10 protein-coding genes are annotated in these 13,028 nt (G+C 56.9%); 7 read left to right on the plus strand and 3 right to left on the minus strand.

Features of this window, described 5'->3' with window-relative positions; translation table 11 throughout:
• The first annotated feature begins 284 nt into the window (after positions 1-284).
• Entirely contained in the window at positions 285-545 is a 261-nt protein-coding gene (locus V1290_RS27325) for a DUF1488 domain-containing protein (protein ID WP_334367236.1), read from the plus strand.
• Positions 546-2,127: 1,582 nt separating this feature from the next.
• On the opposite strand, the gene V1290_RS27330 is transcribed toward V1290_RS27325, so the two are convergent.
• Positions 2,128-2,568 carry a globin family protein gene (locus V1290_RS27330; RefSeq protein WP_334367237.1) on the minus strand — a complete coding sequence of 147 codons (441 nt, stop codon included), beginning with the start codon at positions 2,566-2,568 and terminating at the stop codon, positions 2,128-2,130.
• Positions 2,569-3,196: 628 nt separating this feature from the next.
• Positions 3,197-3,376 (minus strand): hypothetical protein, encoded by a 180-nt coding sequence (locus V1290_RS27335; RefSeq protein ID WP_334367239.1) that lies wholly within the window; start codon positions 3,374-3,376, stop codon positions 3,197-3,199.
• 289 nt (positions 3,377-3,665) lie between these two features.
• Between V1290_RS27335 and V1290_RS27340 the strand changes: the two genes are divergently transcribed.
• From V1290_RS27340 to V1290_RS27360, 5 genes are all read left to right on the plus strand, one after another.
• Positions 3,666-4,700, plus strand: coding sequence for an SAM-dependent methyltransferase (locus tag V1290_RS27340; RefSeq protein WP_334367240.1), 1,035 nt, complete (start codon positions 3,666-3,668; stop codon positions 4,698-4,700).
• 268 nt (positions 4,701-4,968) lie between these two features.
• Positions 4,969-6,960, plus strand: a complete 1,992-nt coding sequence (locus tag V1290_RS27345) for an alpha amylase C-terminal domain-containing protein (protein ID WP_334369192.1) — start codon at positions 4,969-4,971, stop codon at positions 6,958-6,960.
• Between the two features lie 185 nt (positions 6,961-7,145).
• Positions 7,146-7,376 (plus strand): hypothetical protein, encoded by a 231-nt coding sequence (locus V1290_RS27350; RefSeq protein WP_334367241.1) that lies wholly within the window; start codon positions 7,146-7,148, stop codon positions 7,374-7,376.
• A gap of 1,034 nt (positions 7,377-8,410) precedes the next feature.
• On the plus strand, positions 8,411-9,733 hold the full coding sequence (gene ltrA / locus V1290_RS27355; protein ID WP_334367242.1) for a group II intron reverse transcriptase/maturase: 1,323 nt from the start codon (positions 8,411-8,413) through the stop codon (positions 9,731-9,733).
• A 454-nt stretch (positions 9,734-10,187) separates the two neighbouring features.
• Positions 10,188-11,123 (plus strand): alpha/beta fold hydrolase, encoded by a 936-nt coding sequence (locus V1290_RS27360; RefSeq protein WP_334367243.1) that lies wholly within the window; start codon positions 10,188-10,190, stop codon positions 11,121-11,123.
• Positions 11,124-11,364: 241 nt separating this feature from the next.
• Here V1290_RS27360 and V1290_RS27365 read toward each other — a convergent pair whose 3' ends face one another.
• On the minus strand, positions 11,365-11,697 hold the full coding sequence (locus tag V1290_RS27365) for a hypothetical protein (protein WP_334367244.1): 333 nt from the start codon (positions 11,695-11,697) through the stop codon (positions 11,365-11,367).
• Between the two features lie 462 nt (positions 11,698-12,159).
• Here V1290_RS27365 and V1290_RS27370 point away from each other — a divergent pair, with 462 nt between their 5' ends.
• The gene (locus V1290_RS27370; protein ID WP_334367245.1) at positions 12,160-12,528 is read left to right on the plus strand and encodes a hypothetical protein; all 369 of its coding nucleotides are present in this window, start codon (positions 12,160-12,162) and stop codon (positions 12,526-12,528) included.
• The last annotated feature ends 500 nt before the right edge of the window (positions 12,529-13,028 follow it).

Genomic DNA, 13,028 nt, shown 5'->3' on the forward strand with positions numbered 1-13,028 from the left:
AGAAGAATCGCAGTTTGTTTTCTGCGCAGGACCTGACAAGCCTTGTAATGCGACACGACGTAGCCACTTCAGAGAGAGCGCAATCGTATTGCTTCTGCATTTCCTTTGCGGCAGCGTGAAGCTTAGCCACGCCAAATCTTGTCAACGACATTGACCAACCGCACATCGCTTCGATGTGCGTCAGCGGTCGGGACAAGCCATGGCCTTGAGTATGCTTCGGTGCAGCTTGTGCGAAAGCCGGCACGCGCGTGGTTCGCCGGCAAGACCTTGATCGGTGCAAATCAATGATTGAGTTTCCAAATCATAGCCGTTCATATGATCAAACCCGGCGAGCCGTGCGGTTCTGGGGGCATGACAGCGCGCTGGAAGCGTCATTCTTCATAGACGAGGGCGCATTGAGGCGAATTCAACCAAATGCCCGCCCCGATGAGTCCGGTATGCTGAATGCATTCGATTGCAACCGTGATGTGATATGCGCGGCGGCTGCGAAGGTTTACGTCCGTGGAAGCCGGGGGTCTTACGATCTGATCGCCGCAAATTTTTGAAACGAACACTTTTGATCTTAGCTACCACCTAAGGATGCGCCCTGGGCGATGGTACAGCCTTTATGGGTAAGGGATCTTGGCGAGCGTCTCTGGAGGTGGGCTACGGAATTGAGCGGCCTTGCGTCGGAGAGCCCGACATTTGCGATCGCCCGGCACAATCGCCGGGCTTTCGCATGAGAGAGCGCCGCCAACTGAGGCGGCCTCAAGGGCTTTGTTCTACTTCCCTAACTGGACCAGCAACTAACCGATAGGTTGGCACCCATGCCGTGTTCCAGCTTTCCATGGTCACACTGCACACGGAGCATTCAAAACTGCTGATTTGGCGGGCCGGAGCCACCCTCTCTCGGCGCTCATAAACCGCTCCGCACTGACAGGATCGGTTGTGTGCTTCTGACATGCCACTTTATGCGCCACTAATCCAAGACAGGTCACTCACGTTTTCAAACTAGGCCATTGAGGTCGGAAACAGGCCAGTATCGATCTTACGGTGAATCACATCTATCACCCACTCGGCGAGAGCAACAGCAAACTTCCAACGGCGCTGAGGGCCAAGGGCGGCGATCAGCTGAGTCGTTGCCGGATAGGCAAGCATATGAGCGCAAGATCGTGGAGCGCTTCGGAGGACAAAAAGAATTCGAGTTCATCATTCCGCCAGCTAATCCGCCGGAGGGGACAAAGTCTTCTCCTGCGCCCTACAAACCACTTCACTCAACGAATGAGGCCGCCAACTGAGGCGGCCTGACAACGTCTTACGTGGGCGACCTAAGGCCGGGCGATGTGAGCCAGTCATTCATGTGGGAAGCGGCCTCGAGATGCCTGATCTTTCGCTCTAGTTTGGATCGGAGCAAACCAGGTGGCAAACGCGATCCTGCGACTTCTAGGCGCTTCTTCGCGGCCTCAATTTGCTCTTTCAATGTATGGGGCTGGCAGCGGCGTCGCTGCATGCGCAACTCCCTTATGGCGGGAGCGCAACTGTCTCTCAGTCACCGATAGCTACAGTGAACGGAGCGGTGATGAAGAAAAGGTAACCGTTCTATCGGCGAGTGTAAGCGCACTAATCTACAAAACGAGGAATAATTAAGATACTCTCGGCCGGGGAGTTCCCTCAGTCCCAAGGGCGGGACACGGAAAGGGTTTGCCCGGGTCCCTGACGACCCGGAACAGCATCCATCCCTCTAGCACCGCTCGGGATGCTGCCCGACCTCTAATCACGCAGCGGCTCAACGGCACATGAACTTCGTCAATTTTCAAAGCAGGCCACTAGTATTTTCAAACTAGGCCACTGAGGCAGGCCAGTGCCGCCCGGCCTATGGGAACGCATCGGAAGCTTAGGCCATTCAGGAACGTGATGCGGCTGGTCCGGGCGGAGTCCGCTCCGGGTCAAACAACGGACCTAGACGCGCCCGAAAAGGAAGTCCGCTGTGCCCTCATAAACGGGCATCCTCAGCCTGAACGCTCGGGTCCGAAAAGGGTTCAAAAGCCGATATCGGCCAAAGCTGGTGCTACGTCCGTTGAGCTCACAGAAGCGGACTGCGCCGAAACCCTCCCACGGGTCCGCGGGCCAAGAGGCGACATGCCGGATTCAAATTGCCTGCAGGGTCGCGTTCTCTCGCGATGCGGCCGCCGCATCACGCATGACGCCGGACACGGTGCTGTATGCCACCACCCAGGCGGACTTCGCCGCTGGCGTCCAAGCCTCTTTCAACCCCTGCTCCAGTGTCCATAGCAAGGCTGCACCAACCGTTTCGTAATGCCGATCCTCGACGCCATACCGAATATGGTTCCGCCCGAGGATCTCTAGCGTCGGTATCAACGACGGCAAGTCATCGACACTGTTGATCACGGCACTCAATGCCTGGACGAGCTTCCGGCGCTGCTCTTTCATATCTGCATGCTTGAACAATCGCTGCAGCGATGGATCGAGCGTAAACAGTCTCTCATAGAACAAACCAGCCGCGATATCGCTGATCGGAATCACCTTTGCCCAGGTCGTCTTGAGAAGTTCTTTAGTTTCAGGAGACATGGCAGCACTTTCCTATCCGTTTGAATAATCTGGTCGGAACACTGCAAATATGTGCTGGGCCAACGCGCCAAGGTTCGATACCGGCACAATGATTTGTTGAGATCAGTACGTTCTCTTATTGCAAACGGCCCCGAAAGGAGCAGCGGGTCGCAGTTCACCTTCAGACCCACAGCAACGGTCAGACTGACCTGGCCCGGCTCTATCAGGCCTGCTGCGGATTGCTGTCCCGTGACGGCGTTGAAATTATCGTGGACGGTGTTCCCAGCTAACTCGGGTAAAATTGGACGCGAATGTCTTGCCTTGGGTCAAACTCGGAATCGACGCGCTCTATCGTCCATCCTGAAACGCTCCGGGCCGATGTCCGAATGTCCCGAAAAGTGCCAAGAGCGTAAATCTCGTAATTCTTACCCATCACCCATAACCACTGTAGTTTTGACAAAGGTCACGCGCTCAGCGGATGATTTGCTTGTTGGTGGTTTGCATTGGTCGTGAGAACAGCATGATCGGCCCTGAGGGAGGCTGCAATGTCTAGAATGCTCGTGGCGCTGTCGATCGCGTCAATTGTCTTTTGCGGTGCGATTTTCGGATTCTTCTATGCTTGGGTCTGCTCGACGATGTGGGGGCTCGATCAGGCGGACCCCCGTGTCGCAATCGCTGCCATGCAGGCGGTGAATGCCTCCGTGCGCAACGCAATCTGGCCCTTGATGTCCATCTCGCCATCCTTGGAGAGGCGCCAAGCCGCCAGCCCGAAATAGGTTGTCAGAATCAGACCAGTCGCGATCGGAACGGCAAACGATATCCGGCTCACGGTGATACCCCGCCAACGCAACTCATTCCGATTAGGCGCAGCATTTTTTAGTGATTCGAAAAGTGCAGATGCACCGACCTACAGCGGGTTTTCCCCAGCGCTTGATAACATCAGCCGCGAAGCAGCCTCGCGCCGCAAACAAATGCCTCAGCGGCCGGGACGCCTGAGCCACCTCGATCGAGCACCCCAAGAGGAGGATAAAATCGCAGAAGAACGCACGGTTCTGCTTGACCGTGGCTCCTCATTGACGTGAGAATCTCCATCGCTTTCAGAGGTTACAGGAGCAACCTTGGACATTGTTCTCGCGCTTCAGTTGGTCACGACGATCGTCGTCGCGTTGTTTGTGGCATACAACGTTTTTCATTACGTACTTTTTCTCTTGGTGACTCACCTGAAGGACGCGAGCAAGATCGGCCACGAATTGAATCAATTCGAGCAACGCCAACTGATCGAGTGGACACCGCGGCCGAGCGACTTCCTCAAGCACGACGACGAGAAGCGTACATACGATGACGTGTTCGGCGCGTATCGCGACGAGCAAGCGAACTACAGCACGTGCGTTTTTCCCCGCATAGCGTTTTCGCGTCCCTACGAAGCCGAATACGTTCTTTTGAAGCCGAAGGAAGGGATGCGGGTGTTGGATCTCGGGTGCGGATCTGGCGCGGCGGCATACTACCTCGCCAGCCGACGAGACATCGAAATTGTGTGCGTGACTAATTCATCCGTACAGGCGGACATCTGCCGGCGGAAATTTGCAAAACTCGGTGGGCGCGGACAGGTCATCATCACCGACTTCGACAGCCTCGATCTCCCGAGTGAGAGTTTTGACGCCATCTATGCGCTCGAATCGATCGGCTATACCAAAAACTTGGACGCTTGGCTGGTGCGCTGCTGGCGGATGCTCAAGCCGGGAGGAAGCCTGTTGATCCGCTCACCGGGGTCGTTGGATCATTGTCGGCGTAGGGAGGATTACCTGAGCGTCACCGTCTTCTTCGAAAACTGGCGCTACAATTTTGTCGGCGCCAATCTTCTCGTCTACAAGATGCGCCGACTCGGCTTCAACCCGATCCGCTATCGCCGACTGCCATTCTGGGCTTGGGGCCTCACGTGGAACTTCATTCAACACTTGGTGTTGTGGAAGTATCGGCTAAAGATGCGAACATTCGTGGAGTTGGAGCGGATCATTTGGCGCACTTCGAAGGTTTTTGTCTTCGGCAACCCGTACAACACGGTACTGGCTACCAAGCCCGCGGCAGCATCTTGCTCCCGGCAGACTCTTTCACCCTCAGAAGCATTGGGAGGCGTTGCCGAGACTGATCGCTAAAGCGACCCGCCGTTCATTCCGGCCCCGCCATGCAGGCGGATTCTTCTACGAGCTTGTGAAGTACGTCACACGCAGGCTGCAATCGCCAGTCGATGATCCCAATCTGGCTGCGTTCTCCAAAGAATCCGACAAAGAAGGCGCTTCTATCGATTTCAGATCCGGACGCCTGGAAAAGAATATGGGTATCTGACCCGGGCCCCAACCATAATCCCTGATGGGCTCGAGGGCAACGAATGGTCTTCCCCGAAACTGTGAACAAGCAGTGCCGATGCCCGCATCACAATCAAACATAACGTCGAGCACACCGCTAGGAGCGACTCTCGCGCCGGGTGGAGTTACCTTTCGCACTTGGGCGCCAAAAGCTCTGGAGGTGTACATCGCCTTAAAACAAACGACTGGAACCGTGCCCGCTGCTTTCCCCAAAAATCCCGGCGATCTACTCGTGAAAGACGGCCAAGATTTCTGGGCCGGCTTCGTACCCGGACTTAAGGACGGGGATCTTTATCGCTTTTACGTCGTCGGAACGGGGAGCGAGGGCTTCAAGCGTGATCCGTATGCGCGCGAGCTAGAGTTCAACGGGTATCCCGATTGCAACTGCATCGTGCGCGACCCGGGCACGTACCCTTGGCACGACGCCGGGTTCCGTCCGCCGGCTTTCAGCGACCTGATCATCTACCAGTTTCATATTGGCGTGTTCTTTGCGCAGGACCCCGCGGGCACCGATATCCGGCGTCATCGCATCTGCAAAATTCTCGATGTGGTGGACCGCGTCGAATATTTCACGGATCTCGGCGTCAACGCCGTGATGCCGCTGCCGTTTCAGGAATATCAGGGCGAGAACAGCCTCGGCTACAACGGCACGGACCTGTTTTCGCCTGAAATGGATTACGCGGTGCCGGCCGCGGAACTCGCCCCGTATGTGGTGCGCGTGAATCGATTGCTGGCGGCAAAGGGATTCGCCTCACTCACTGCGGCCCAACTCACCGGGCAGATCAATCAGTTCAAGGCGTTCATCGATCTCTGCCATCTCTATGGAATAGCCGTGATCGCGGACGTGGTTTACAACCACGCGGGCGGCGGCTTCGACGATCAGAGCATCAAATTCTTCGATCGACAGCCTTACTCGACGGACAACAACAGCCTTTATTTCACGGACAAGGATCACGCGGGCGGACGCGTCTTCGCGTATTGGAGACAGGAGGTGAGGCAATTCCTGATCGACAATGGCAAGTTGTTGCTACAGGAGTATCACGTCGACGGGCTTCGTTACGATCAGGTCACCGTGATCGCGGAAAGCGGCGGCTGGTATTTCGCCCAGGACCTCACGAACACGCTGCGCTACGTCAAGCCGGAAGCCGTGCAGATCGCCGAATACTGGGACAACGACGCCGGTAACCGTTGGAAAGGCATTGCCGTCCCGCCGTACGGAATGGGCTTCGATATGGGCTACAGTGACGCGCTGCGAGACACCTTGCGCGACCTGATCGCTCAAACCACTGGCGGCCGCAATGCCCGAGTCAATCTCGACAAGCTGCGCGATGCCCTTTACATGACTTACAAAGACTCCTCGCGCTGGACTGTCTTCCAGTGCATCGAGAACCACGACCTGCTCGACTTCAATCACACCGGCCGAGACCGTCAGCCCCGCATCGCCGCGCTCGCTGATCCCACCAACGCACGTTCCTGGTACGCGCGCAGCCGGGCCAAGGTCGCCACGGGTCTTCTCCTGACGGCGCCGGGGGTCCCGATGATCTTCATGGGGCAGGAATTTCTGGAGGACAAATACTGGACGGACTGGCCGGGGCGGCCGGAATTGTTGATCTGGTGGGACGGTCTCGAAGGCAAAGACAAGCACATGTCGGATCAGCATCGCTTCACGCGCGACCTCATGTGGCTCCGGCGAAAGCATCCGGCGCTGCGCGGCGAAGGCATAAATGTGTTCCATGTGCACAACGATACCCGTGTCATCGCTATTCATCGCTGGTTGCCGGGGGTTGGCCGCGACGTAGTCGTGGTCGCGAGCCTGAACGAGAGCACGTTTTACAATCACGGCTATCGCCTCGGCTTTCCTGGCGGTGGCCACTGGAACGAGGTGTTCAACAGCGACATTTACGATCAGTGGTTCAATCCGAACGCGCAGGGCAATCCCGGCGGCATCACGGCCGACGGACCGGGATGGGACGGTCTGCCGACCTCTGCGGAAATCACACTGCCGGCAAACAGTGTTCTGGTGTTCGCGCGAGACGGGGGAGATTTCTGACCGAGGTATCGCTCAGCATGGATAGAATGCGATTCAGGGCCGTACTATCGCGGTCTGTGATGTCCTTGTTCAGCTCATGCTCCTGATCACGGTCGCGATCCTTCTCGCGCTCCGCTGCAAGTGTGACGGCAGCTTTCCAGCTCCGGTCATGCTCACGAGGTGCTGGTCATGAAGAAGATCATATCGTGAAAATCCGTAAAGCCGTGGATCAACGGTTGTCGCTCGGAACGGAGCTTGTCCATCCATTTTTCGCGTCGCTCCTTGCTCAGCAGCTTGCAAAACACGGAGCAGGCGGCGAAGCCATTGCCATATTGGCAGATGCGATTGCACAGACCGAGCGAACTGGTGAGGGCTGGTGGCAACCCCAAAATGTACCGGATGATGGGCGACCTTTGCAAAATGGCAGGCTCGAGTAGTAGGAAGATAGAAGAATACTTTCAGCTTGCGATCGAGCGAGCACAGCTAAGACATGCAAAGTCGCATGAGCTGCGGGCTTGCACTAGTTAGCTTATCTCTGGCTCGACCAGGGCAAGCGCAACGACGCCCGCGACCTCCTCGAGCCCACATACAGCTGGTTCACTGAAGGCTTCGACACGCCGGGACTCAAGCAGGCGAAGGCACTGATCGATAACTTGCAATGAGGATGCATGTCCGGTCGTGGCAGATATTGTTGCAAAAGTCTTTTTGGGGTGACGAACGAAAATTTTCAGGACGCTGACGCGTGTTGCACGTGGCCACGTAAGGGACCACGTCGTTCCTCGTAAAAACGACCACGGACCTGCGTAGCGGCGTGATGGCGCCTCGCATCGTTAACAGCTCTCTGAAAATCACCTTTCGCGAGATTTTCGGGGTCGTTCGATTTTCGACTTTTGCAACAAAATCGGCACTTAGCAGACACCGGCCTCTTGCCGAATGCCCGCTTTGCGCCGGAAGCGGTCGTCCCGACACCGACGCAATTGACCGTGCGCCCCAAGGGCGCGAGCTACCAGTGAGGGAGGGTCTCACCCGGATAATTGTCGATTGGTCCGGAAGCTGGCAGGCGGCTCGGCCGGGTAACTGGCTGGGGCGGAGCCCTGCGACGAAGGCGGCCTTGGGCTGCTGAGCGATTCGATGGGCCGTAACAAAGTGAAGCCCGAGCAGGCCTCGAAAGTTCGAATGCGGATGCCGACCCTCCGGTCATTTGGGGAAGGCCGCACGCGTGGGGAAGTAATCGACACACGCACCCACGCGATCCGCCGGGGTAGTGGGCACGGCACGTCGGAAGGGTGGTTCGCAGTTACAGGGGGAGACCCGTCGCGGACGAGGTAGCGGCCTCAGCATCGCAATAGGCGGTGGTCACGGCGGGAGTCGGACGGGGCAATAGGAGCGTTGATGCCGGGAAATGCCGGTGGAGCAAAGGGCCCCGACTTCTGGTGCGCTTTTGAAGATGGTGAGGTGAAGGTGATTGGTGATGAGCCTGACAACGCCTGATAAGATCCGGAACCTTCAGAGAAAGCTCTACTGCAAGGCGAAGGCGGAGCCCACTTTCCGCTTCTATCTGCTCTACGACAAGATCTGTCGCGAGGACATCCTGCTCCACGCCTATCGTCTCGCTCGCGTCAATGCGGGTGCAGCGGGTGTAGATGGGATGACGTTTTCTCGCATCGAGGAGCAGGGCCTGGAAGCATGGTTGGCGGGCTTGCGCGCGGAACTGGTCTCGAAGACGTACCGACCTGATCCGGTGCGGCGGGTGATGATCCCCAAAGCGAACGGTGGCGAGCGTCCGCTCGGCATTCCAACCATTCGTGATCGTGTGATTCAGACTGCCGCCAAGATCGTGATCGAACCCATCTTCGAGGCTGACTTCGAGGACAATGCCTACGGCTACCGGCCCGCTCGCGGGGCGGTGGACGCGGTCAAGGAAGTGCACCGGCATTTATGCCGGGGCTACGCTGACGTAGTTGATGCTGATTTGTCCAAGTTCTTCGATACGATCCCGCATTCCGAGCTGACAAAGTCAGTAGCCCGGCGTGTCGTGGATCGAAACGTCCTGCGCCTCATCAAGATGTGGCTGAGGGCGCCGATCGAGGAACGGGACGCGGACGACACCCGGCACATGAGTGGTGGCAAGCGAAACACGCGCGGCACACCGCAAGGCGGCGTCGCAAGTCCATTGCTGGCCAACATCTACATGAACCGGTTCCTGAAGCATTGGCGTTTGACTGGCTGCGGCGACACGTTCCAGGCTCACGTCGTCTCCTATGCCGACGACTTCGTTATCCTCAGCCGCGGTCGCGCGGCGGAGGCATTAGCGTGGACGAAGGCGGTGATGACCAAGCTCGGGTTGACGATCAACGAGGCGAAAACTTCGCTGAGAAGCGCCCGACAGGAACGCTTCGACTTCCTCGGCTACTCGTTCGGCGCCCATTGGTTTGAGGCGAACGGGAAGTGGTATCTGGGTGTAAGCCCGTCCAAGAAGAGTGTGCAACGGTTCAAGACAAGAGTCGGCGATCTGCTGGTGCCGAGCAACACCGATCCATGGCCGGAAGTACGTGACAAGCTGAACAGATCACTGCGCGGCTGGTCCAACTACTTTGGCTACGGCTCGCGGGGCAAGGCATACCGTAGCGTCGATCAATACGTCTTTGAACGATTGCGCAGGTTCCTCGCGCGAAGGCACAAGGTGCAAGGGCGCGGCAATCGCCGATTTACATTCGATGTCATTCATCGAGAACTCGGCGTTGTGTGCCTCCAACGCCTGCCCCGAGCGGCCCCGTCGTGTGCCTTGCGGTGAAGCCAGTCGGAAAGCCGGATGCCGGAAATCGGCTCGTCCGGTTTGATGAGCGGGGATGGGAAACGGGGCGATGGCCAAAGGCCCCCAAGCTACCGCGCCCATCCTCGACTCTACCAATTGCGACATAGTGCTTTCTTGTCTCACGTTGCTTTGTCCGCTTCAATCATACGGTGCTGGGTATCGCCCACGCACGCCATCAGCACTGCTCGCTATCGCCGATGAGGTGATCGATGAAGCCGCGAGACTTCGTTGCTGGGCTAATGATTGCGTCTGCGATGCGGCATGCTGTGGCGCATCAGCCGAAAAAGACGAAACGCATCACACTGGTAGCCTCCGTGACCAAGGTCAGCAATATGAGGGCTGACAAGACTTGGCTTTACCGCGCTTTTTCGAGGAGTTGAACCGGCAATAAGCAGAACCGAAGCAGATGGTCTCACAACACCAGGAGAGTCATATGCAATCGAGAGCGCTCGTCCTGAAATACCTCGTCCTCGTATCAGTAGCAGCCATGTTCTTCGTCGCGAGTCCGTCACTCGCGCAACAGAAAGGCGCATCCTCTTCTGAGATGCAAACAAGAGAGGTGCAAGTTAATGGCCTTACATTGCATTACATTGAACTCGGGCAAGGAACTCCAGTGGTGTTGGTGCATGGCACACTGGAGGATTACCGCACGTGGGATGGACAGCTTGAGGCATTGTCGAAGGGATATCGACTAATCTCGTACAGTCGTCGGTATCACTATCCAAATCAATGGCCCAAAGATTCAACAGATTTTTCTGTCACCATACATGCGAGAGACCTGGCTGCCTTCATCAAGGCACTTAATCTAACCCCGGTTCATCTCGTTGGTCATTCGTATGGGGCGTTTATTGCGTTCCTGGTCGCACGAGATCACCCGGAAGCCATTCGCAGTCTGACGCTGGGCGAACCGCCCATAATGCCGTTACTAAAAACTACTCCTGAAGGAGATGCTCTTCTTACCGCCGCTATCACGAGATCAATCGCTACGAGCGAAGCATTCAAGCAGGGGAATGACGAAGAAGGAGTGCGTCGATTTGTGAATGGCGTGTTGGGCGAAGGTTCGTACGAGAAACTCCCACCTTCCGTTCTGAAGCGCCTCATGGATAATGCCCAAGAACTAAAAGGCGCGGCCTCATCGCGAAACCTCCACCCACCCACCACATGCGAGGATGTGCAGAAAGTGAAAGCGCCAACATTGCTCATCGACGGTGAGCGCAGTCCTAAGATGTTCCGTCTCATCAACGACAGACTGGAGCACTGCTTACCGAGCGTAGAACGTGCAACGATTCCGGCGGCATCTCATCAGATGGAGGTTGAGAACCCCCAAGCCTTCAATGAAACGGTGCTTGCATTCATTGCAAAGCACTGAACTGCTGCGGTGCGTGAGTCTGCTGTTGGCCCTTTTGAGACATGCCGAAGCTTGGTATGGATGTCGGCTTTCAGGGCGAAAGCGGAAGTCGCTCGGACATTGCCGATTGTCGCGAATGGCCCAACTCGGACAGAGAGGGCAGCGCCAGTCCGTGAACCGGCATTGGCAGCGAGCTGTGGCCCGAGACGCTCCCCGAAACAGCCGAAGCGCTGGACGCCTACTCCCCTACATATTCGAGACTTTACCAACCGCCACGGAAGTGACGTCGATAGCCCCATCCGCCACGCCAACCCGGACCAGCATACGCATATACAGGAGGTGCCACATAGACGCGCGGTGCCGCATAGACCGGATATTCATCAATCACCGCTGGCGGCGGCGCTACGATGACGGGCCGGCGAACCACGACAACGGGAGCCGTCTCCTCGACAACGACAGGTGGCGGCGTCCGGTACTCGTACGTGTGAGTCTCCCGCCGATAGCTCGGAACTTCGCTATAGGGCGTTACTCCGTTGGCCATTGCCGGCGAGGCAAGAGCTAGTGCACCTGCCGCACCCAAGAGCGCTTTACGCATGGACGTTGCTCCGTTTTTTGATTCCTTGTTTGTTGCCCTGGAAGCAAACGCGAGAACCCGTTGTTAGGTTCATGAACGCGTGTTCAGCGCGCAAGCGCGCGGGCATATCCGCACCCGAGCGCCGCTTATCACTTACGGCCCGGATATTCGAGCGCGATCTACAACCCTCATAGAATCGAAGTTCTTCGATGACTTCCGTTGATGGCACTTTTCCGAAGTCACGAGCGGCTGCAGCAATGTCCGCTGTTGAGGGAAAAGCGCGAGGGCAGGGAGCTATTCGACTTCCGCTGATGGCCCCCTAGCGGACGTTCCGGAGACGCCGGACAATGCACCTTGTGAGGCATAAGAAACGACCAAAAAACAACAGTCTTGCTCAAAGCAGAAGGCTGCTCAGGAATGGGATTCCATTTTCTTCAGAATGTGGCCTGATTGATCGCCGGAAACAGTCTAGCGGAGGCTGCCATGAAAGCATTCGATCGCGTACTGACGACGTTCGGTATTCTTCTTCTGCTTTCCATTCGTGCTGATGCGCACGATCCGTCGATGCCGCATCACGAATGGTTCAACAAGCAGGAAATGAACCCGGCTGCACAGCGTCGGCTCGGTCTTCCCTACAAGTCTTGCTGCAACAACGGCGACGTATTCAAGACCCGCTTCCGGGTTGGTGAAGATCGCTCAGACCAGTGGCAATACCTGAAAGATGGCGAGTGGAAAATCATTCCACCCGACATAATAAAGGAAAGTGATACGCCTGATCGTACCCCCGTCCTGTTCATCAACAGATCGACGGGACAGGAGCTGTGCTTCTTCGTACCGCAAGGAGGCCTCTGATGAGTGGCCTGGATCCGATACCATTCAAACCACGACTGCCGCTTCTGCGGAGGAAAGCTCACTCTCCTCAAAACGATCGTGGAATCTGAAAGCGGAGTTGTCACCCATATGTTTGAATGCCGGCGGTGCGGAGAGCGCACTTGGAGGGAATAAGGCCGCCCAGTTGGCGGCCTCTTTCATTGTTCATCTTCAGTTTCCCGGCGAAGGCGGCCAGCCGCCTGTCGTCGTTCAGCGCGAACCAGACGGCATCCTTTTTCGTGGTCTCCAACCCTTCAAAGAGGAGGAGTAAGGCCGCCTCAGTTGGCAGCTGCCTTCCGTCAGCTGTTGGCCCGAAACCGAAGTCAGGTTTGGCTCTTTGATTGTCGGCTTATCGGGGCAAACCGGAAGCAGCCGAACAATCTTCCGAACGGCGCTTTTTGACCCGCAACGGGCATCAATGGGCCTAGACTCGATGCGGCTCGATTGGGTCAACAGGATTGCTCTCAGCGGCGCATCATCCA

Source organism: Bradyrhizobium sp. AZCC 1578 (assembly GCF_036924675.1).
GTDB lineage: Bacteria > Pseudomonadota > Alphaproteobacteria > Rhizobiales > Xanthobacteraceae > Bradyrhizobium.

Excerpts from the sequence above, each read along its gene's own strand:
- V1290_RS27325 (WP_334367236.1), top strand. The coding sequence starts at position 285 with ATGATTGAGTTTCCAAATCATAGCCGTTCATATGATCAAACCCGGCGA.
- V1290_RS27330 (WP_334367237.1), bottom strand. The coding sequence starts at position 2,568 with ATGTCTCCTGAAACTAAAGAACTTCTCAAGACGACCTGGGCAAAGGTG.
- V1290_RS27345 (WP_334369192.1), top strand. The coding sequence starts at position 4,969 with ATGCCCGCATCACAATCAAACATAACGTCGAGCACACCGCTAGGAGCG.
- ltrA (WP_334367242.1), top strand. The coding sequence starts at position 8,411 with ATGAGCCTGACAACGCCTGATAAGATCCGGAACCTTCAGAGAAAGCTC.
- V1290_RS27360 (WP_334367243.1), top strand. The coding sequence starts at position 10,188 with ATGCAATCGAGAGCGCTCGTCCTGAAATACCTCGTCCTCGTATCAGTA.
- V1290_RS27365 (WP_334367244.1), bottom strand. The coding sequence starts at position 11,697 with ATGCGTAAAGCGCTCTTGGGTGCGGCAGGTGCACTAGCTCTTGCCTCG.
- V1290_RS27370 (WP_334367245.1), top strand. The coding sequence starts at position 12,160 with ATGAAAGCATTCGATCGCGTACTGACGACGTTCGGTATTCTTCTTCTG.